19 protein-coding genes are annotated in these 19130 nt (G+C 68.2%); 12 read left to right on the forward strand and 7 right to left on the reverse strand.

Annotated features, from left to right (window positions below):
- Nucleotides 1-5: 5 nt before the first annotated feature.
- Both SZ55_RS18165 and SZ55_RS18170 read right to left on the reverse strand, forming a co-directional pair.
- Nucleotides 6-863, reverse strand: a complete 858-nt coding sequence (locus SZ55_RS18165; RefSeq protein WP_044409412.1) for a universal stress protein — start codon at nt 861-863, stop codon at nt 6-8.
- Nucleotides 864-956: 93 nt separating this feature from the next.
- Entirely contained in the window at nt 957-1535 is a 579-nt protein-coding gene (locus SZ55_RS18170) for an acyl carrier protein phosphodiesterase (RefSeq protein ID WP_044409415.1), read from the reverse strand.
- A 150-nt stretch (nt 1536-1685) separates the two neighbouring features.
- On the opposite strand from SZ55_RS18170, the gene SZ55_RS18175 reads away from it, so the two are divergent.
- From SZ55_RS18175 to SZ55_RS18185, 3 genes are all read left to right on the forward strand, one after another.
- Nucleotides 1686-2009 carry an ArsR/SmtB family transcription factor gene (locus SZ55_RS18175; RefSeq protein WP_044409417.1) on the forward strand — a complete coding sequence of 108 codons (324 nt, stop codon included), beginning with the start codon at nt 1686-1688 and terminating at the stop codon, nt 2007-2009.
- A gap of 84 nt (nt 2010-2093) precedes the next feature.
- Entirely contained in the window at nt 2094-3257 is a 1164-nt protein-coding gene (locus SZ55_RS18180; RefSeq protein WP_044409420.1) for an MFS transporter, read from the forward strand.
- A gap of 15 nt (nt 3258-3272) precedes the next feature.
- On the forward strand, nt 3273-4322 hold the full coding sequence (locus SZ55_RS18185) for an alkene reductase (RefSeq protein ID WP_044409422.1): 1050 nt from the start codon (nt 3273-3275) through the stop codon (nt 4320-4322).
- A 177-nt stretch (nt 4323-4499) separates the two neighbouring features.
- Here SZ55_RS18185 and SZ55_RS18190 read toward each other — a convergent pair whose 3' ends face one another.
- The gene (locus SZ55_RS18190; protein ID WP_044409424.1) at nt 4500-5351 is read right to left on the reverse strand and encodes an ATPase; all 852 of its coding nucleotides are present in this window, start codon (nt 5349-5351) and stop codon (nt 4500-4502) included.
- A gap of 337 nt (nt 5352-5688) precedes the next feature.
- On the opposite strand from SZ55_RS18190, the gene SZ55_RS18195 reads away from it, so the two are divergent.
- Nucleotides 5689-5949, forward strand: a complete 261-nt coding sequence (locus SZ55_RS18195; protein ID WP_044409426.1) for a hypothetical protein — start codon at nt 5689-5691, stop codon at nt 5947-5949.
- A 1-nt stretch (nt 5950) separates the two neighbouring features.
- Here the strand turns inward: SZ55_RS18195 and SZ55_RS18200 are convergent, their stop codons facing one another.
- A complete protein-coding gene (locus SZ55_RS18200; RefSeq protein WP_044409429.1) occupies nt 5951-6943 on the reverse strand; it encodes an NAD-dependent epimerase/dehydratase family protein in 993 nt (330 codons plus the stop codon).
- Between the two features lie 99 nt (nt 6944-7042).
- Nucleotides 7043-7939 carry a LysR family transcriptional regulator ArgP gene (locus SZ55_RS18205; RefSeq protein ID WP_162484940.1) on the reverse strand — a complete coding sequence of 299 codons (897 nt, stop codon included), beginning with the start codon at nt 7937-7939 and terminating at the stop codon, nt 7043-7045.
- A gap of 94 nt (nt 7940-8033) precedes the next feature.
- Here SZ55_RS18205 and SZ55_RS18210 point away from each other — a divergent pair, with 94 nt between their 5' ends.
- The 4 genes from SZ55_RS18210 to SZ55_RS18225 all read left to right on the forward strand — a co-directional run bounded on the left by SZ55_RS18210 (nt 8034) and on the right by SZ55_RS18225 (nt 12224).
- The gene (locus SZ55_RS18210; protein WP_044409434.1) at nt 8034-8438 is read left to right on the forward strand and encodes an ACT domain-containing protein; all 405 of its coding nucleotides are present in this window, start codon (nt 8034-8036) and stop codon (nt 8436-8438) included.
- A 3-nt stretch (nt 8439-8441) separates the two neighbouring features.
- On the forward strand, nt 8442-9044 hold the full coding sequence (locus SZ55_RS18215; RefSeq protein WP_044409437.1) for a LysE/ArgO family amino acid transporter: 603 nt from the start codon (nt 8442-8444) through the stop codon (nt 9042-9044).
- Between the two features lie 193 nt (nt 9045-9237).
- A complete protein-coding gene (gene sodB, locus SZ55_RS18220; protein ID WP_044409441.1) occupies nt 9238-9819 on the forward strand; it encodes a superoxide dismutase [Fe] in 582 nt (193 codons plus the stop codon).
- 338 nt (nt 9820-10157) lie between these two features.
- Entirely contained in the window at nt 10158-12224 is a 2067-nt protein-coding gene (locus tag SZ55_RS18225; RefSeq protein WP_044409444.1) for a putative bifunctional diguanylate cyclase/phosphodiesterase, read from the forward strand.
- Between the two features lie 37 nt (nt 12225-12261).
- Here SZ55_RS18225 and SZ55_RS18230 read toward each other — a convergent pair whose 3' ends face one another.
- Together SZ55_RS18230 and SZ55_RS18235 are read right to left on the reverse strand one after the other, a co-directional pair.
- Nucleotides 12262-13170, reverse strand: a complete 909-nt coding sequence (locus tag SZ55_RS18230) for a GIDE domain-containing protein (protein ID WP_044409447.1) — start codon at nt 13168-13170, stop codon at nt 12262-12264.
- Nucleotides 13170-13742 carry a LemA family protein gene (locus SZ55_RS18235; RefSeq protein WP_044409450.1) on the reverse strand — a complete coding sequence of 191 codons (573 nt, stop codon included), beginning with the start codon at nt 13740-13742 and terminating at the stop codon, nt 13170-13172. The genes SZ55_RS18230 and SZ55_RS18235 overlap by 1 nt, the downstream gene beginning before the upstream one ends.
- A gap of 184 nt (nt 13743-13926) precedes the next feature.
- On the opposite strand from SZ55_RS18235, the gene SZ55_RS18240 reads away from it, so the two are divergent.
- The 4 genes from SZ55_RS18240 (at nt 13927) to SZ55_RS18255 (ending at nt 19088) form a co-directional block, all read left to right on the forward strand.
- Nucleotides 13927-15264, forward strand: a complete 1338-nt coding sequence (locus SZ55_RS18240; protein WP_044409452.1) for an imelysin family protein — start codon at nt 13927-13929, stop codon at nt 15262-15264.
- 225 nt (nt 15265-15489) lie between these two features.
- On the forward strand, nt 15490-16917 hold the full coding sequence (locus tag SZ55_RS18245) for a di-heme oxidoreductase family protein (RefSeq protein WP_044409456.1): 1428 nt from the start codon (nt 15490-15492) through the stop codon (nt 16915-16917).
- Nucleotides 16918-16927: 10 nt separating this feature from the next.
- On the forward strand, nt 16928-17992 hold the full coding sequence (locus SZ55_RS18250; protein WP_044409458.1) for an imelysin family protein: 1065 nt from the start codon (nt 16928-16930) through the stop codon (nt 17990-17992).
- 1 nt (nt 17993) lies between these two features.
- Nucleotides 17994-19088 carry a DUF1513 domain-containing protein gene (locus SZ55_RS18255; protein ID WP_044409461.1) on the forward strand — a complete coding sequence of 365 codons (1095 nt, stop codon included), beginning with the start codon at nt 17994-17996 and terminating at the stop codon, nt 19086-19088.
- Nucleotides 19089-19130 lie beyond the last annotated feature (42 nt).

Raw genomic sequence — 19130 nt, forward strand, 5'->3', positions numbered from 1 at the left:
CCGACTCAGCGGGCGGGCGGCACCACCAGCATGTCGCAATCGAACTCCCGCAGGGCGGCGTCCGCCACGCTGCCGATCAATGCCCGCTTGACCCCGCTCATGCCCCGCGTGCCCAGCACCAGCAGGTCCGGTTCGGCCTGCTGCAGTGCATGGCGCAGCACGGTGATGGGCAACCCCTCCTCCGCCGAATGCTGGCTGAACACGCCCAGCAACCCCTGTTCGCCAAGAAACTGCGCCAGGGCCGAACGGGCCGCCACGGCTTCGCGTTGTTCATGGTCCTCCAGGGCGCTGTCGGACAGCCCGGCACCCAGCAGGGTGAGCCGGGCGAAGGGCTCGAAGGCGTAGAGCGCACGGCTGCGGGCCAGCTCCAGAATCCCCAGTTCACGAGCCGCCTGGGCCGCGCGGGCCGAACAGGGCGAGAGGTCGAGGCCGACGAGGATGTCGTGGTAGTGCCCGTCGGTCTCGCGGTTGACCACTAGCACCGGTGTGTCCCCGGTGCGCAGCACGCGCTCCAGGGTGGTGCCGACGAACACGTCGCGCAGGGCGTTGCGCCGGTGGCAGCCCATCACCAGCAGGTCGAAGCCCTGGCTGCGGGCGAAGTCGACGATGCGCTCGGCCGGGTCGCCCACTTCGACACGCAGCGCCGGGGCGGCGCCCGCCAGTTCGGCGATCTCGCCCAGGTGCGAGGCGAGGGCCTCGTGGACCTGGGCGCTCCAGGCGCTGGCCAGGGCCTGGGGCTGGTCGGCATCCACCACGTGCAGCACCGTCCAGGGGCAACGGAACTGCCGCACCAGTTGGGCGGCACGGCGCAGGGCACGTTCGGAGCGGTTGGACAGGTCGGTCGCCAGGAGCAGCGCTTTCATCGGAGCACCTCCACTGTTCTCGTCAGGCCGGACCGGGGCGGTCCGGGGTCCACGCATTGCACGCCCCGATGCGCGACCGGGGCTTGATGCAGGTCAAGCCATGCCGGCCTGGGCGGCGAAGCGCTGCAGCTCGGGGTAGAAGCGCCGGAAGTGATCGCTCAGGGGCTGGTAGCGCTCGGCCAGTTCATCGAAGCCGCCGGCCAGCAGCTCGGGGCGGGACAGGCGGCGGCTCATGCCACCCACCACGGCTGCCAGGGTGTCGAACTCGCGGTAGCTGCCGAGCCAGTCCTGCTCGGCCATGCGCGGGGCGATGCGGGCCAGGGCACCGGGCAGCGCCGCTTGGTCGGCCAGCACCCGGTAGACCTGCCCGGTGAAGGCGGGCAGCGGCACCTCGGCGTAGTCGGCCCAGTCGCGGGCCAGGCAGTGGTCGAAGAACAGGTCCAGCAGGATGCCGGACACCCGCCGCCGAGCCGCCGGGAACAGGGCGCGGGCGTCCCGCACCAGCGGGTGGGTGTCGGTGAACAGGTCGATGCGCCGGTGCAGGCGAATGCCGGCCTCGATGCCCTGGGGCCAACGGCCGTCCAGCGGCCCTTTGACGAAGTCGCCGTAGAGGCTGCCGAGCAGCTGGTGGGGCGCGGGGCCGCCGAGGTGGAGGTGGGCGAGGTAATTCATCGCGCCAGCTTAGCAGGCTGCTGAAAAATCCCGTTGTGTCGGCGCATGCCCATCAGCCGGGCTGATGATGACTATCGCGGGAAACGATCCCGTATCGTTTTTTCCCGATATATAGTTCGCTCCATTCCGATATGACTGGTGGAGACGGCCATGACCGACACCCCCGACAGCCTCGACATCGACCTGGGCGAGATCCTCAAGGCCCTCGCCCACCCGGTACGGCGCGACATGCTGCTGTGGCTCAAGGAGCCGGAGCGCTACTTCGTCGAGCAGGACCACCCGTTCGAGATCGGCGTGTGCGCCGGCAAGTTCGACCAGCGCACCGGGCTCTCCCAGTCCACCGTATCGGCCCACCTGACCACGTTGCAGAAGGCTGGCCTGGTGACCAGCCGACGCATCGGCCAGTGGAACTTCTTCAAGCGCAACGAGGCCGTAATCGAGGCGTTCCTGCAGCGGATGAGCACCGAACTCTGACCGCGGTACCCGATCAAGAGTCCCGCCCGGCGGGCTCACCCCGGCCCCTTTGCCACCTGCCCCCATTCACTCAGGAGCTGGCCCATGCCAACCGCGCTTCTCGTCCTGGCTTTGTCCGCATTCGCCATCGGCACCACTGAATTCGTGATCATGGGCCTGCTGCCCGATGTCGCCACGGACCTGTCCGTGAGCATCCCCGTCGCCGGCTGGCTGGTGACCGGCTACGCCCTGGGCGTGGCGGTCGGTGCACCGTTCATGGCCATGGCCACGGCGCGCTTCCCTCGCAAGGCGGCACTGCTGGCGCTGATGGCGATCTTCATCCTCGGCAACCTGCTGTGCGCCACGGCACTGAACTACGACCTGCTGATGCTGGCGCGGGTGGTGACGGCGCTCTGCCACGGGGCCTTCTTCGGCATCGGCTCGGTGGTGGCCGCCAGCCTGGTACCGCCGAACCGCAAGGCGTCGGCGGTGGCGCTGATGTTCACCGGGCTGACCCTGGCCAACGTGCTGGGCGTGCCCCTGGGTACCGCGCTGGGCCAGGTGGCGGGCTGGCGCTCGACCTTCTGGGCGGTGACGCTGATCGGCGTGGCGGCCTTCATCGGGCTGTGGCGCGTGCTGCCACGCCAGGATGACGAAGAGGCCGCCGACATGCGCGCCGAGCTGGCCGCCCTGCGCGGGGCCGGGCTGTGGCTGGCGCTGTCGACCACGGTGCTGTTCTCGGCGGCGGTGTTCTGCATCTTCACCTACGTGGCGCCGCTGCTGGGCGAAATCACCGGGGTGTCGCCGCGCGGCGTGACCGGCACGCTGCTGCTGATCGGCCTGGGCCTGACCCTGGGCAACTTCATCGGCGGCCGCCTGGCCGACTGGAAGCTGGCGCAGACGCTGATGGGCGTGTTCATCGCCCTGGCCGTCACCTCCACCGTGGTGCACCTGGCCAGCCCGTACCTGATTCCCATGGAGATCACCCTGTTCCTCTGGGCCACCGCCGCCTTCGCGGCCGTGCCGGCCCTGCAGGTGAACGTGGTGGCGTTCGGCGCCGGTGCGCCGAACCTGGTCTCCACCCTCAATATCGGCGCCTTCAACGTGGGCAACGCCCTGGGCGCCTGGGTCGGTGGCGTGGTGATCGAGCAGGGCCTGGGGCTGACCCGCGTGCCGCTCGCCGCTGCCGTACTCGCCATCCTGGCGCTGGTCGCCACCCTGCTGACCTTCAGCCAACGCAAACCCGAGCTGGAAACCGCTCTCGACTAAGACGAGGTGTTCAAAATGGCAACATTGTTCGATCCGATCAAAGTGGGCGACCTGGAACTGGCCAACCGCATCATCATGGCCCCCCTGACCCGCTGCCGCGCCGACGAAGGCCGCGTACCCAACGCGCTGATGGCCGAGTACTACAGCCAGCGCGCGTCCGCCGGCCTGATCATCAGCGAGGCCACCGCCGTGACCCCGATGGGCGTCGGCTACCCCGACACCCCCGGCATCTGGAACGACGACCAGGTCAAGGGCTGGAGCAACGTGACCAAGGCCGTGCACGCCAACGGCGGCAAGATCGTCCTGCAACTGTGGCACGTGGGCCGCATCTCCGACCCGAGCTACCTGGACGGCGAAGCCCCGGTGGCCCCCAGCGCCATCGCCGCCAAGGGCCACGTGAGCCTGCTGCGCCCGCTGCGTGACTACCCGGTGCCCCGCGCGCTGGAGACCGAGGAGATCGCCGACGTCATCGAGGCCTACCGCCTCGGCGCGGAGAATGCCCTGGCTGCCGGCTTCGACGGTGTCGAGCTGCACGCCGCCAACGGCTACCTGGTGGACCAGTTCCTGCAGGACAGCACCAACACCCGCACCGACCGCTACGGCGGCTCCCTGGAGAACCGCGCGCGCCTGCTGCTGGAGATCACCGACGAGCTGATCAAGGTCTGGGGCGCCGGCCGTGTCGGCGTGCACCTGGCACCGCGTGCCGACGCCCACGACATGGGCGACTCCAACCGTGCCGAGACCTTCGGCTACGTGGCCCGTGAACTGGGCAAGCGCGGCATCGCCTTCATCTGCGCCCGCGAGAAGGAAGCCGACGACAGCCTGGCCCCGCAACTGAAGGAAGCCTTCGGCGGCGTGTTCATCGCCAACGAGCGCTTCACCAAGGACCAGGCCAATGCCTGGATCGCCGAAGGCAAGGCCGACGCCGTGGCCTGGGGCATCCCCTTCATCGCCAACCCGGACCTGCCGGCCCGCCTGGAGAAGGATGCGCCCTGGAACGAGCCGCACCCGGAAACCTTCTACGGCAAGGGCCCGGTCGGCTATATCGACTACCCGCGCCTGTAAGCGGCAACGCTGCGATGAACGAAGCCCCGGCCTTCAAGGTCGGGGCTTTTTCGTGGCGGCGGGTAGATGCGGGCGAATGAATTCGCCCCTACAGGTCCCCCTTGCAGGGGCGACGTAGCCCGGGCATGAAAAAGCCCCAGTCCTTGCGGAGCGGGGCTCGTTCACTGCGGTGATGGATCAGCGCGCGTTGATCTGCTGCTGCAGGTTCTGCACCTGGCTCTGCAGGGTGCTGATGTTGCGGGTCATCTGCGCGCGGAAGGCGTCGAACTCGGCCTGGTTGGCACCGCCGCCGGCTGCCGGGGCCTGGGCCGGGCGGCTGTCCAGCTGGCTGCGCAGGACCAGCAGGTCCTGTTCGAGGCTCTTGATGGCCTGGCTGGGGTTGCCCTGCTTCTTCAGGGCCTCCACTTCACCGGCCAGCGCCTTGATGCGCTCGTCCAGCTTGGCGGCGTCGCCTTGTGCGGCCTTCAGGCGGGCCTGTTCTTCGGCCAGGCTCTGCAGGCGGCTGTCCAGTTGGCCGGCGGAGCCGCTCTGGGTCTTGAAGTCGCCGGAAAGCTGCTCGACGCGCTTGTCCTGGCTGCCCAGCTGGGCGCTGAGGGCCTGCTGCTGCTTGGCCACCTCGGCCAGGCGGGATTGCAGCTGGCGGATGTCCAGCTTGATGGACTCGCTGCCGCTGGTGACGTTGGACTCGGTGGCGACCACCTTGCCGCTGATGTCCTTGATGCGCCCGGCGGCCTCTTCGCTGATGCGGGCGAAGCTTTCCTGGGTGGCCACCAGTTGCTGCTCCATCATCGAGATCTGCTGGAAGCTCCACCAGCCGAGGCCACAGAAGGCGATGACGGTGGCACCCAGCAGGGCCCACAGCGGACCGGTGCTGGCGCCGCCTCGGGCTTCGGGCTCGTACCCCGTGCGACCGCCCCGGGCCGGCGAGGAGGCGACGCGGCGTGGGTGGTGGCCGAACTCGTCGCGGTCCTGCGCGTCGGTTGACAGGCTGGGGACATCGTCCAGTTCATCGAGAGCATCGTTACGCATGATTGACCTTCGGCAGGAGGAGCAAGGAATCGGGGTCGGCACCCAGGGCCGAGGGGCGCCAGTATACCGGTTCGCTTGGCCGGCATCAGCGCCGCGCCATGCTGGTGCGGGTGCCCTTCGTCGGTGCGCATCCAGGCTGATGGACCGGCTGCAGGGCCCATGGTTCCTGGGATTGTGAACTGGTACGCAGCTTGCTTTGGTCGTTGCGGGGCGTCCGGGGGCGCTCCATGCGCGGCCCGTGCCGCGCCGGACGGACCCACCGCTGAACGGGTCCGACGCGCTCCGTCCGGGCAGGACGACAGGCCGGAGCTCTCTTCACACCTTGGGGGGAATACGCGTGGAACTGACCAAAGCCGTGCTGGATTGCATGCAGAGCCTTCGTCGCCAGATTCGCGAGGAACAGGCCCTGGACATCCGTCTCAGCCAACCCGATGCCATCCAGCAGATGCTCAAGGCCTGTGCCGAGTCCCGGCGCGAGGCGGTGATCAGCCTGGGCGAGCGCCTCAGCGAACTGACCGGCGTGCGCGTGCCGAAGGTGCTGACCGAGGAAGAGCTGGTGCGCAAGTACACCCAGTACGCCGGCCCGCTGCGCGGCTGAATCAGGCGCCCTGCTGCGCCTTCCACCAGGTGCAGAACTCGTCGAGGGCCGTCCACAGGCTCACCTGGGGGTCGTACTCCAGATAGTGCCGGGCGCGACTGATGTCGAGGCTGAAGTCCCGCGCCATCACCGCCACGCCCAGCCGGAACAGCGAGGGCTCGGGGCGCCCCGGCAATAGCCGGCAGACCGTTTCGTTGAGGGTCGCCGCTGCGTAGGCCACGCCGAAGGGCACGTGCCGGGTGACCGGCGGCAGGTCGAGGCGGCGCAGCACGTAGTTGACCACGTCCCACAGCGGCACCGGCTCGCCGTTGCTGATGTTGTAGACCTTGCCCAGCGCCGGCCCGGCGGCCAGCAGGCCGCTGAACAGCACGTCGTTGAGGTTGTGCACACTGGTGAAGTCGACCTTGTTCAGGCCGTTGCCGATGATCGACAGGCGCCCCTTGCGCTGCATGGCGATCAGCCTCGGGAAGATGCTGGTGTCGCCGGCCCCGGTGACGAAGCGTGGGCGGAAGGCGATGACCTCCAGGCCGAATTCCTCGGCGGCGAAGACCTTCTGCTCGGCCAGGTACTTGGTGGCGCCATAGTGGTCGGAGAAGCGCTTGGGCACCTGATCCTCGGTGATGCCGACGTGGGAGCGCCCATCGAAGTAGATCGACGGCGAGGACAGGTGCACCAGGCGCTTGACCCGCTGCTTGAGGCAGGCCTCCACCAGGTTCTCGGTGACTTCGACGTTGGCCCGATGGAAGTCTTCGTAGCGGCCCCAGACGCCCACGGCGCCGGCGCAATGCACCACGGCCTCCACGTCCCGGCACAGGGCCTGGGCCAGTTGCGGGTCCCCCAGGTCACCGGCGACGAACTCCGCGCCCCGCCGCACCAGATGCTCCACGGCCTCGGGCCGACGGCCGGTGACCCGCACCGTCAGCCCCTGCTCCAGGGCAAAGCGGGCGAAGCGCCCACCGATGAAGCCACTCGCTCCGGTCACCAGAATCTTCATTGCCGTCCCCCACCTGTCGTGTGTTGCGCACTCTAGCAGCGCCCCGGCATGCCGTCGTGGCGCGGCGAGCCAGCACGCGCCCGATGCCGGCCACCTGGGTCAGTCCCGTACCAGCCAGCGCCCACCGGCCCGGGCCAGATGGTCGGTGAGGCTGGCCAGCAACTCACCACCGTGGCGCCAGTGGTGCCAGTAGAGCGGCACGTCGATGGGCCGTTGGGGAATCAGCTCCACCAGCTCCCCTCGGGCCAGTTCACCCTCCACCTGGTGCTCGGGCACCAGCCCCCAGCCAAGGCCCGCCTGGGTCAGGCGGACGAAACCTTCGGACGAGGGGCAGAGGTGATGGGGAAAGGCGCCCTGGATGCCCAGCGCGGCCAGGTAGCGGTGCTGCAATTGGTCGTCGGGGCCATAGACGATGGAGGGCGCATTCAGCAGCGCCTCCGCCGTGACGCCCCGGGAGAAGTGCCGGGCCACGAACCCCGGGCTGGCCAGGGCGCGGTAGCGCATGGCGCCCAGGGCCAGGCTGCGGGCGCCGGCCACCGGGCGCTCGGCGGCGCAGATGCAGCCGGCCACTTCACCGGCACGCATGCGCTTGAGGCCGACCTCCTGGTCTTCCACCACCAGGTCCATCAGCACCCGGTGGCTGGAGCAGTAGTCCGCCACCGCCGGGGCCCACCAGGTGGCCAGGCTGTCGGCATTGATGGCGATGCGCAGGCGCTCGGGCAGGCCGCCTTCGTCCAGCGCCGGCACCTGGGCCTGGAGGTCGCGCTCCAGCAGGCGCACCTGCTGCACATGGTTGAGCAGGCGGGTGCCGATCTCCGTCGGTGCCGGTGGCGCGGCGCGCACCAGCACGGGCTGCCCGACCCGCGCCTCCAGCAGCTTGACCCGCTGGGATACCGCCGACTGGGACAACCCCAGCACCTGGGCGGCCCGCTCGAAACCACCCTGCTCCACCACGGCGGCGAGGGCAGCCAGGAGCTTGTAGTCGAACATATCGATTTTCCTTATGCGAGATCAGCAAGATTCGTTTTCCTTATACAACCGCCCTCGGCAGACTCGCCAGCATTCCCTTCCGCCTTTCAAGGAACCGACCGTGGCCGGAGAAACCGCCCTGTCCGTGCTGCTGCGCAGCCTGGAACCCCGTCTCGACGACGGTGACTACGTTTTCTGCACCCTGGCGTCTGACGCCCCGACCGGTTGCACGCCCGTGGCCAGCATCCGCGAGGCCGAGGGGTTGAGCCTGATCCTCCCGCGTGAACAGGCCGATGCCCTGGACCTGCCCTACGACTACGTCGCCGCCTGGATCACCCTGCAGGTGCACTCCTCCCTGGCGGCGGTGGGGCTGACGGCCGCCGTGGCAGCAGCGCTGGCCCAGGCCGACATCAGCTGCAACGTGGTGGCGGGCTACCACCACGACCACCTGTTCGTGCCCCGCGAACGCGCCGAGTGCGCGGTGTCGATCCTGCGGGCGCTGGCCGCCAGCGCGGTGGAGGGCTGAGGCATGTGGCAGAGCTACTTCAACGGCATGCTGGTGGCGGCCGGGCTGATCATCGCCATCGGCGCGCAGAATGCCTTCGTCCTCGCCCAGAGCCTGCGCCGCGAGCACCATCTGCCGGTGGCGGCGCTCTGCGTGCTGTGCGACGCGCTGCTGGTGAGCGCCGGGGTGTTCGGCCTGGCCAGCGTACTGGCACAGAACCCGATGCTGCTGGCCATCGCCCGCTGGGGTGGGGTGGCCTTCCTCGCCTGGTACGGCAGCCAGGCCCTGCGCCGCGCGCTGAGCCCGGGCACCCTGGCGATGCAGGCCGACGCCGGGCCACGCTCACGCAAGGCGGTGCTGCTGGCGGCACTGGCGGTGACGCTGCTCAACCCCCATGTCTACCTGGATACGGTGCTGCTGATCGGCTCCCTCGGCGCCCAGCAGCCGGTGCCCGGTGCCTACGCCCTGGGCGCGGCCAGTGCCTCGCTGATCTGGTTCTTCGCCCTGGCCCTGGGCGCTGCCTGGCTCGCCCCCTGGCTGGCCCGTCCCGCCACCTGGCGGCTGCTGGACTTCACCGTGGCGCTGATGATGTTCGCCATGGCGGCACAATTGGTGAACGGGATCTGAACCCGGGCGGTCCAAGCAGCACGGGCCGCGGAGGGGCTATTCCACACGGATACTGCGTGGTTAAGCCTCTGGTCGGGTGCTATGATCCGGCCCTCGCGGCACATAAAGAGTACGAACTCAAAGCCGCTCACCGGCCGCCCGTGAACGGCCCCGCGCCTTGCGCACATATCCAGACCTGATGAAGGAGACAGACATGGCTTTCGAATTGCCGCCGCTGCCGTACGAGAAGAACGCTCTCGAGCCGCACATTTCCGCCGAGACCCTGGAATTCCACCACGACAAGCACCACAACACCTATGTCGTGAACCTGAACAACCTGGTTCCGGGCACCGAGTTCGAAGGCAAGAGCCTGGAAGAGATCGTCAAGACCTCCTCGGGCGGCATCTTCAACAACGCCGCTCAGGTGTGGAACCACACCTTCTACTGGAACTGCCTGAGCCCGAACGGCGGCGGCCAGCCCACCGGCGCCCTGGCTGACGCCATCAACGCCGCATTCGGTTCCTTCGACAAGTTCAAGGAAGAGTTCACCAAGACCTCCGTCGGCACCTTCGGCTCCGGCTGGGGCTGGCTGGTGAAGAAGGCTGACGGTTCCCTGGCCCTGGCCAGCACCATCGGCGCCGGCTGCCCGCTGACCAGCGGCGACACCCCGCTGCTGACCTGCGACGTCTGGGAACACGCCTACTACATCGACTACCGCAACCTGCGTCCGAAGTACGTCGAGGCGTTCTGGAACCTGGTGAACTGGGACTTCGTGGCCAAGAACTTCGCCGCCTGAGTCACCCGCAGCACCTGAAAGGACCCGGCCTTGCGCCGGGTCTTTTCGTTCATGCCGGCGCTCGCGTCGTCCTCACCCCCTGCCCTCCTAAACCGCAGAACCAATCGGGTCGCCCGTTGAACTCAGCGGCGCTGTCCATTCGTCGTCTGGCATTCAAGTCAGCCGATGCCGCACCGACACAGGGGCGTGTTCGCTTAATCCACCAGCCTGGCGAACGTCCCATTCGGGGACCGGGTTCCGCTTTTTGCGTACTGGCCCTTTGACGGCTACCCCGTGTTTGCCAATACTCAAGCGGTCTGGCACCTGGCACTTACCGGCATCGAACAAGGAATTCCTACTTGAAGCTGGATCTGAAAAACAGCTTGTCACTGAAGTTGCTCCGCGTGGTGCTGCTGTCCGCACTGGTGGTGGGCGTGGTGCTCAGCTGCGCGCAGATCGTGTTCGACGTCTACAAGACCCGTCAGGCGGTGGCCAATGACGCCCACCGCATCCTCGGCATGTTCCGCGATCCATCGACCCAGGCCGTCTACAGCCTGGACCGCGAAATGGGCATGCAGGTCATCGAAGGCCTGTTCCAGCACGAGTCGGTGCGCTTCGCCAGCATCGGCCACCCCAACGAACCCATGCTGGCGGAGAAGACCCGTCCGCTCAGTGAGTTGCCCACCCGCTGGCTCACCGACCCGATCCTCGGCAAGGAACAGAACTTCACCACCCAACTGGTGGGACGCGGACCGTACAGCGAGTACTACGGCGACCTGACCATCACCCTGGACACCGCGCCCTATGGCGAGGACTTCGTCATCAGCTCGGTGATCATTTTCGTCTCCGGCGTGCTGCGTGCCCTGGCCATGGGCCTGGTGCTCTATTCCGTCTACCACTGGCTGCTGACCAAGCCGCTGTCGAAGATCATCGAGCACCTGACCAACATCAACCCCGACCGCCCCAGCGAGCACAAATTGCCCATGCTCAAGGGCAACGAGAAGAACGAGCTGGGGTTGTGGATCAACACCGCCAACGAGCTGCTGGCCTCCATCGAACGCAATACGCACCTGCGCCGGGAGGCCGAAAACAGCCTGCTGCGCATGGCCCAGTACGACTTCCTCACCGGCCTGCCCAACCGCCAGCAGCTGCAGCAGCAGCTGGACCAGATCCTCGAGGACGCCGGCCGCCTGCAGCGCCGGGTTGCCGTGCTGTGCGTGGGCCTGGACGACTTCAAGGGCGTCAACGAGCAGTACAGCTACCAGACCGGCGACCAGTTGCTGATCGCCCTGGCCGATCGCCTGCGTGGCCACAGCGGCCGCCTCGGCGCGCTGGCCCGCCTGGGGGGCGACCAGTTCGCCCTGGTCCAGGCGGATATCGAGCAGCCCTACGAGGCCGCCGAGCTGGCCCAGAGCGTGCTGGACGACCTGGAAGCCCCCTTCGCGCTGGAACAGCAGGAAGTCCGCCTGCGCGCCACCATCGGCATCACCCTCTTCCCGGAAGACGGCGACAGCACCGAGAAGCTGCTGCAGAAAGCCGAACAGACCATGACCCTGGCCAAGAGCCGCTCGCGCAACCGCTACCAGTTCTACATCGCCAGCGTGGACAGCGAGATGCGCCGCCGCCGCGAGTTGGAGAAGGACCTGCGCGAAGCCCTCAAGCGCAACGAGCTGCAATTGGTCTACCAACCCCAGGTGGACTACCGCGACCACCGCGTGGTGGGCGTCGAGGCGCTGCTGCGCTGGCAGCACCCGCAACACGGTTTCGTGCCGCCGGACCTGTTCATCCCCCTGGCCGAGCAGAACGGCAGCATCATCCCCATCGGCGAGTGGGTACTGGACCAGGCCTGCCACCAGCTGCGGGACTGGCACGACCAGGGCTTCAACGAACTGCGCATGGCCGTGAACCTCTCCACCGTGCAGCTGCACCACACCGAGCTGCCGCGCGTGGTCAACAACCTGCTGCAGGTCTACCGCCTGCCGCCGCGCAGCCTGGAGCTGGAAGTCACCGAGACCGGCCTGATGGAGGACATCTCCACTGCCGCCCAGCACCTGCTCAGCCTGCGCCGCTCCGGCGCACTGATCGCCATCGACGACTTCGGGACCGGCTATTCCTCGCTGAGCTACCTGAAGAGCCTGCCGCTGGACAAGATCAAGATCGACAAGAGCTTCGTCCAGGACGTGCTGGAGGACGAGGACGACGCCACCATCGTCCGCGCCATCATCCAGCTGGCCCGCAGCCTCGGCATGCAGGTGATCGCCGAAGGGGTCGAAACCCCCGAGCAGGAGAGCTACATCATTGCCCAGGGCTGCAACGAGGGTCAGGGCTACCTCTACAGCAAGCCGCTACCGGCCCGCGAGCTGACCGGCTACCTCAAGCAATCCCGCCGCCTGAGCGCCGCTGCCTCCAACCCCGCTGCCCTCTGATACGCCGCATGCACCGCCTGCGGGTGACCGCCAGACGCTAGAGCCACCCGGTGGTGCGCAACAGGTAGACCGTTGCCACCGCCCCTGCGATGCATACCAGCCCCGCGCCCAACGCCTGCCAGAAGAAGGTCCGCGCCAGCACGTCCTCGCCATGGCTGGACAGCAGGAAAGGCCGCGCCTCCCCCGGGCGACGCATGCGGTTCACCGCCGGTGCCGCACTGGTGGCGCGATGGCGATCCTCCGCCTCCAGCTGCGCCGCCAGGCGCACCCGCCCCCACTCCGCCTCGTCCAGCTGGCCGTCGCCGTTGCTGTCGAAGCGCTTCAGCAGGCCGGTAAAGTCACTTTTCCACTCGCGGATCACCGCCCCCTCGGCGCGGCTGGCATCGAAACCCTGCTGGCTCGCGCCGGTGGTGACGAATTCGCCGATGGCGTAGAGCGGGCCGCCCAGTTCCAGGCGCTCCTCGGTGTAGCGGTAGTCGCCGCCGCCGAACAGCGAGCCGAAGAAGCCGGTGGACTCCACCCGTAGCGGGTGCCGCTGGTTGCCATGCCAGACGTCGCGGGAGGCGGGTCGGACCTCGGCACCCCGCGGGTCGATCAGGCACTCGCCGGTACCGTCCCCCAGCGCCAGCCACTGGTCGCTGGCACCGCTTTCCACCACTTTCCAGCGCTTGTCCTTGTCGCTTCCGCTGCGCTCCTCGATCCGGAAGCGCCACCACACGCAGGGCTTGCCGGTGAGCGGCGCGCTCAACAGGCCGTGCTGCGGCTCGTGCAGCACGCCGTAGAGTTCCACGTAACCCTGGGCTGCCGAGCGGATCTTCGAGGTGGGCGTATCCAGCAGCAGGCGCCCCTCGTAGAAGCGCTTCAGGCACCACCAGCCGCCACCGAGAAAGGCCCCCAGGCTGAAGGCCAGGCTCATCGCCAGGCCGCCGGCGTCACCACCGTCCATCAGTTGAACAGGCTCTTGATGTCCACGTCGGCCTTCTCGGCCTCGCTGAACACCAGCAGCTCCGCCGGGCGGAAGCCGAACATGCGGGCTATCAGCACATCGGGGAACTGCTCGATGCGCACGTTGTTCAGGTTGACCGCCTCGTTGTACAGCTCGCGGCGGTCGGCGATGCCGTTCTCCAGCCCGCTGATGCGCTGCTGGAGGAACTGGAAGTTCTCGTTGGCCTTGAGCTGCGGGTAGTTCTCCGCCAGGGCGAACAGCTGCCCGAGGCCGGCCCGCAGCCCGCTCTCGGCCTGGCCCAGGGCGCCCAGGTCACCGCGCTCGCGGGCACCGGCCACGGCGTTGCGCGCGGCAATCACGCGCTCCAGGGTGCTGCGCTCGTGCTGCATGTACTGCTTGCAGGTTTCCACCAGCTTGGGCAGCTCGTCGTGGCGCTGCTTGAGCAGCACCTCGATGTTCGACCAGGCCTTGCCCACGCCGTGCTTCAGGCGCACCAGGGCGTTGTAGAGGATCACGGCATAGGCGCCCGCCAGCAGCAGGGCGACGAGGATGGCAACGGTGCTCAGGGACATGCGAACGACTCCTTGTCTTCGGTTCCGGCGGATTCTAGCGCCCACCGCCCTCCGGCACAGCGACCCGGGGCACACCCAACGCGACAGCGAGACAAAGTGCCACTTTTCAAAAATGCAAATCTTTCGCATTATGTTCGCCGTTTTCGCGCAGCAGCGCTTCCCAACACCACCGAAGGAATCCGCCATGAGTCGTATGCCCCTGGCCACCGCCAGCCTGCTTGCCATCGCCATCACTCTCGCCGGTTGCGGCGACGACAAGGACAAGGCCGCCGCGCCCCAGGCCGCAGCCCCGGCAGCCGCCAGCAGCAGCGCTGCACCGGCCGCCGCCAAGGTGGACGAGGCAGCGACCAAGGCAGTGGTCAAGCACTACGCCGACCTGGCCCTGGCCGTGTTCACCGACGCCCACACCACCGGCGTCGCCCTGCAGAAGGCCGTGGACGCCTTCCTCGCCAACCCGAATGACGACACCCTGAAAGCCGCCCGCGAAGCCTGGCTGGCCGCACGCGTGCCCTACATGCAGACCGAGGTGTTCCGCTTCGGCAACCCGGTGGTGGACGACTGGGAAGGCCAGCTGAACGCCTGGCCGCTGGACGAAGGCCTGATCGACTACGTCGCCAAGGACTACCAGCACGCCCTGGGCAACCCGGGCGCCACCGCCAACATCATCGCCAACAAGGAAATCCAGGTCGGCGAAGACAAGATCGACGTCACCGAGATCACCGGCGAGAAACTGGCCAGCCTGAACGAACTGGGCGGCTCCGAGGCCAACGTCGCCACCGGCTACCACGCCATCGAATTCCTCCTCTGGGGCCAGGACCTGAACGGCACCGGCCCGGGCGCCGGCAACCGCCCGGCCACCGACTACGCCCAGGGCAAGGACTGCACCGGCGGCAACTGCGACCGCCGTGCCACCTACCTGAAGGCCGTCACCGACCTGCTGGTGAGCGACCTGGAATACATGGTCGGCCAGTGGAAAGCCGGCGTGGCCGACAACTACCGCGCCAAGCTGGAAGCCGAACCGGCCGAGTCCGGCCTGCGCAAGATGCTGTTCGGCATGGGCAGCCTGTCCCTCGGCGAACTGGCCGGCGAGCGCATGAAGGTCGCCCTGGAAGCCAACTCCCCTGAAGACGAACACGACTGCTTCAGCGACAACACCCACAACTCGCACTTCTACAACGGCAAGGGCATCCGCAACGTCTACCTGGGCGAGTACAAGAAGATCGACGGCACCACCCTGACCGGCCCGAGCCTGTCCTCCCTGGTAGCCAAGGCCGATGCCCAGGCCGACGCCACCCTGAAGGCCGACCTGGAGGCCACCGAGGCCAAGCTGCAGGTCCTGGTGGACCGCGCCAACAAGGGCGAGCACTTCGACCAGCTGATCGCCCCGGACAACGCCGAAGGCAACCAGGTGGTGCGTGACGCCATCGCCGCCCTGGTCAAGCAGACCGGCGCCATCGAGCAGGCCGCCGGCAAGCTGGGCATCAGCGACCTGAAGCCGGACAACGCCGACCACGAGTTCTGATCGACTCGTCCGCGCGTCCCGCAAAGCGGATGCGGCCCATCGCCGCATCCGCTTTTTTCATGCCCGGAAATCCGCCTCTCGTCTCGCTGGAAGGCACGTCACGCCTGGGTTACACCCGCTCCGCAGCGGCCGGCCGGACCCGCTATCACGAACGCAAATCCCTCTTATTTAATAGCCGTTCGCCTGCTAACATTGCCCGCCTGTTTTCCCCAGCCGGACCCGCCAATGCCCGTATCGTCGGCCCTCCGCCACCTGTCGCCGCTGTTGCTGGCCGTTGCCCTGGCCGGTTGCGACAAGCCCCCCCGCTTCACCCAGGCCGAACCCGGCGAGCAGCTTTCAGGCGGTGCCGCGACCATCAACCTGCATGACCGCAACGCCTTCTCCCAGGCCTCCGGCAACCTCACGCCGAGCCGCCGGCTGGACTTCAACGTCGGCAACAGCTTCTTCCGCAACCCCTGGGTGATCGCCCCCTCCTCCACCACCGCGAGGGATGGCCTGGGCCCGCTGTTCAACACCAACGCCTGCCAGAACTGCCACGTGAAGGACGGCCGCGGCCATCCGCCGGGCGTTCGCGGCGACAACGCCGTGTCGATGCTGGTGCGCCTGTCCATCCCCGCCGAAGCCAAGGCCGAGCACCAGCAGATGCTGGAGCGCCTGGGCGTGGTGCCCGAGCCGGTGTACGGCGGACAGTTGCAGGACGTCGCCATCCCCGGCGTCGCGCCGGAAGGCAAGGTGCGCATGCGCTACGAGCCGCTCAACGTCACCCTGGCCGACGGCACCGTGGTGGAGCTGCAGAAGCCGACCCTGGAGATCACCCAGCTGGGCTACGGCCCCATGCACCCGCAGACGATGTTCTCCGCGCGGGTCGCCCCGCCGATGATCGGCCTGGGCCTGCTGGAGGCCATTCCCGAGGAGGCCATCCTGGCCAATGCCGGCCCGTCCGAGGCCAAAGGCCCTGGCATCGTCGGCCGCCCCAACCAGGTCTGGGACGACGCCGCCGGCAAGACCGTGCTCGGCCGCTTCGGCTGGAAGGCCGGCCAGCCCAGCCTGAACCAGCAGAACGCCCACGCCTTCTCCGGCGACATGGGCCTGACCACCAGCCTGCTGCCCCACGACGACTGCACGCCCACCCAGGTGGACTGCCTGAATGCCGTGAACGGCGGCGAGCCCGAGGTCAGCGACAACATCCTGCGCCTGGTGCTGTTCTACAGCCGCAACCTCGCTGTGCCCTCGCGGCGCGGGGTCAACGACCCGCAGGTGCTGGACGGCAAGGGCCTGTTCCACCAGGCCGGCTGCCAGGGCTGCCACACCCCGAGCTTCACCACCCGGGCCGATGCCGCCGAACCGGAACTGGCCAACCAGCTGATCCGCCCCTATACCGACCTGCTGCTGCACGACATGGGCGAGGGCCTGGCCGACGGCCGCCCCGAGTTCCAGGCCAGCGGCCGCGACTGGCGCACACCGCCGCTGTGGGGCATCGGCCTCACCGAAGTGGTCAATGGCCACACCCGCTTCCTTCACGATGGGCGCGCCCGTAACCTGCTGGAGGCCATCCTCTGGCACGGTGGCGAGGCCGAGGCGGCGAAACAGACCGTCATGCGCTACGACGCCGGGCAGCGAGCCGCGCTGCTGGCATTCCTGAATTCCTTGTAAGGAGCCCTGCATGTTCCGCCCCAAACTGCTCTTCACCAGCCTCGCCGCCCTTGCCCTCGGCGCCTGCGCCCCGCAGGACCCGCAAGCCCAGGCCACGTCCGCGCTGGCCAAGCAGGTGATCCTGCCCACCTACAGCCGCTGGGTGGAAGCCGACCGCGCCCTGGCCGCCAGCGCCCTGGCGTTCTGCTCCGGCAAGGAAGACCTGGCCAAGGCCCGTGCCGACTTCCTCGTCGCCCAGAAGGCCTGGGCCGAGCTGCAGCCGCTGATGGTGGGCCCGCTGGCCGAAGGCAACCGCGCCTGGCAGGTGCAGTTCTGGCCGGACAAGAAGAACCTGGTGGGCCGCCAGGTGGAGCAACTGGTCAACGCCAAGCCGCAGATCGACGCCGAAGGGCTGGGCAAGTCCAGTGTGGTGGTGCAGGGCCTGTCCGCCTACGAGTACATCCTCTTCGACAGCGGCCTGGACCTGGCCGATGCCGAGCAGAAAGCCCGCTACTGCCCGCTGCTGGAAGCCATCGGCGAGCGCCAGAAGGCCCTGGCCGAGGAAATCCTCGCGAGCTGGAACAAGAAGGACGGCATGCTGGAACAGCTGACCAAGTTCCCCAACACCCGCTACGCCGACTCCCACGAGGCCATCTCGGAGCTGCTGCGGGTGCAGGTGACTGCCCTCGACACCCTGAAGAAGAAGCTCGGCACCCCCATGGGCCGTTCGAGCAAGGGCGTGCCCCAGCCCTACCAGGCCGACGGCTGGCGCAGCGACACGTCCCTGGCCAGCCTCGGCGCCAGCCTGCTGAGCGCCGAACAACTGTGGCAGGGCGTCGACGGCCAGGGCCTGCGCAGCCTGCTGGGCAGCGACCAGAAGGCGCTGGCCGAGCAGATCGACGCCGCCTATGCCGACGCCCGCAGCAAGCTCGATGCCCTGCAGCCGCCGCTGAGCAAGCTGCTGGAGAGCGAAGAGGGCCTCAAGCAACTGGGCGTCTTCTACGCCAGCCTGGACGTGGTGCACCGCCTGCACGCCAACGAGCTGGCCCGCGTCCTCAACGTACAACTGGGCTTCAATGCCAACGATGGTGACTGACATGCTGCGCCGCCAGGTGGTCGCACTCGGCAGCCTGCTGCTCGGCGCGGTGACGCTGGGTGGCTGGTCGCTCAATCGCAAGGGGCGCGAGCCCCTGCTGCTCTCCGCCCGTGACGATGCCGACGGCGGCCACTACGCCGTCGGCTACCGCCTGGACGGCACCCAGGTGTTCGCCACCCGGGTTGCCCAGCGCTGCCACGACATCGTCCAGCACCCCAGTGAGGCGGTGGCCCTGTTCGTTGCCCGTCGCCCGGGCACCGAGAGCTACCTGATCGACCTGGAGGACGGCCGCCTGCTGCAGACCCTGCGCTCGCAGCCGGACCGGCACTTCTATGGCCACGGCGTGTTCCACAAGAGCGGCGAGTGGCTGTACGTCACCGACAACGACACCCGCGACCCCGGCCGCGGCGTGCTGGGCGTCTATGCCTACGCCGACCGCCAGCTGAGCTTCCAGGGCGAGCTGTCCACCCATGGCCTCGGCCCGCACCAGGTGTCCTGGATGCCGGATGGCGAGACCTTCGTGGTAGCCAACGGCGGTATCCGCACCGAAGCGGAAAGCCGCAAGGAAATGAACCTCGACGCCATGGAGCCGAGCCTGGTGCTGATGCGTCGCGACGGCAGCCTGATCAGCCGCGAGACCCTGCCGCAGCAGATGAACAGCATCCGCCACCTGGCCGTCGCCGCCGACGGCACCGTGGTGGCAGGCCAGCAGTACATGGGCGATGGCGGGGACCACGCCGACCTGCTGGCCATCAAGCGCCCTGGCCAGCCGTTCGTCGCATTCCCCGTGGCGGACGAACAGCGCCTGGCCATGGCCCAGTACACCGCCAGCGTGGCGGTGCACGACGAACTGCGCCTGGTGGCCCTGACCGCCCCACGCGGCAATCGCTTCTTCATCTGGGACCTGGACAGCGGCGCCCTGCGCCTGGACGCCCCGCTGCCCGACTGCGCCGGCGTGGGCGCGGTGAAGGACGGCTTCGTCGTCACTTCCGGCCAGGGGCGCTGCCGCCTCTACGACTGCCGCCAGGCCGCCCCCACCGCCACACCGCTGCAATTGCCCGCCGGGCTCTGGGACAACCACCTGCACCTGGCGTGAAACCCGAGCATTTCGTCGCCATGGTCTAACGCCTCGGTCATG

Origin of the sequence: Pseudomonas sp. FeS53a, assembly GCF_000931385.1 — a bacterium.
GTDB lineage: Bacteria > Pseudomonadota > Gammaproteobacteria > Pseudomonadales > Pseudomonadaceae > Metapseudomonas > Metapseudomonas otitidis.

Coding starts and splice junctions, on each gene's coding strand:
- SZ55_RS18170 (WP_044409415.1), bottom strand. CDS start 1,535: ATGAATTACCTCGCCCACCTCCACCTCGGCGGCCCCGCGCCCCACCAG.
- SZ55_RS18250 (WP_044409458.1), top strand. CDS start 16,928: ATGTTCCGCCCCAAACTGCTCTTCACCAGCCTCGCCGCCCTTGCCCTC.
- sodB (WP_044409441.1), top strand. CDS start 9,238: ATGGCTTTCGAATTGCCGCCGCTGCCGTACGAGAAGAACGCTCTCGAG.
- SZ55_RS18240 (WP_044409452.1), top strand. CDS start 13,927: ATGAGTCGTATGCCCCTGGCCACCGCCAGCCTGCTTGCCATCGCCATC.
- SZ55_RS18175 (WP_044409417.1), top strand. CDS start 1,686: ATGACCGACACCCCCGACAGCCTCGACATCGACCTGGGCGAGATCCTC.
- SZ55_RS18255 (WP_044409461.1), top strand. CDS start 17,994: ATGCTGCGCCGCCAGGTGGTCGCACTCGGCAGCCTGCTGCTCGGCGCG.
- SZ55_RS18200 (WP_044409429.1), bottom strand. CDS start 6,943: ATGAAGATTCTGGTGACCGGAGCGAGTGGCTTCATCGGTGGGCGCTTC.
- SZ55_RS18165 (WP_044409412.1), bottom strand. CDS start 863: ATGAAAGCGCTGCTCCTGGCGACCGACCTGTCCAACCGCTCCGAACGT.
- SZ55_RS18235 (WP_044409450.1), bottom strand. CDS start 13,742: ATGTCCCTGAGCACCGTTGCCATCCTCGTCGCCCTGCTGCTGGCGGGC.
- SZ55_RS18245 (WP_044409456.1), top strand. CDS start 15,490: ATGCCCGTATCGTCGGCCCTCCGCCACCTGTCGCCGCTGTTGCTGGCC.
- SZ55_RS18185 (WP_044409422.1), top strand. CDS start 3,273: ATGGCAACATTGTTCGATCCGATCAAAGTGGGCGACCTGGAACTGGCC.
- SZ55_RS18190 (WP_044409424.1), bottom strand. CDS start 5,351: ATGCGTAACGATGCTCTCGATGAACTGGACGATGTCCCCAGCCTGTCA.
- SZ55_RS18215 (WP_044409437.1), top strand. CDS start 8,442: ATGTGGCAGAGCTACTTCAACGGCATGCTGGTGGCGGCCGGGCTGATC.
- SZ55_RS18180 (WP_044409420.1), top strand. CDS start 2,094: ATGCCAACCGCGCTTCTCGTCCTGGCTTTGTCCGCATTCGCCATCGGC.
- SZ55_RS18230 (WP_044409447.1), bottom strand. CDS start 13,170: ATGGACGGTGGTGACGCCGGCGGCCTGGCGATGAGCCTGGCCTTCAGC.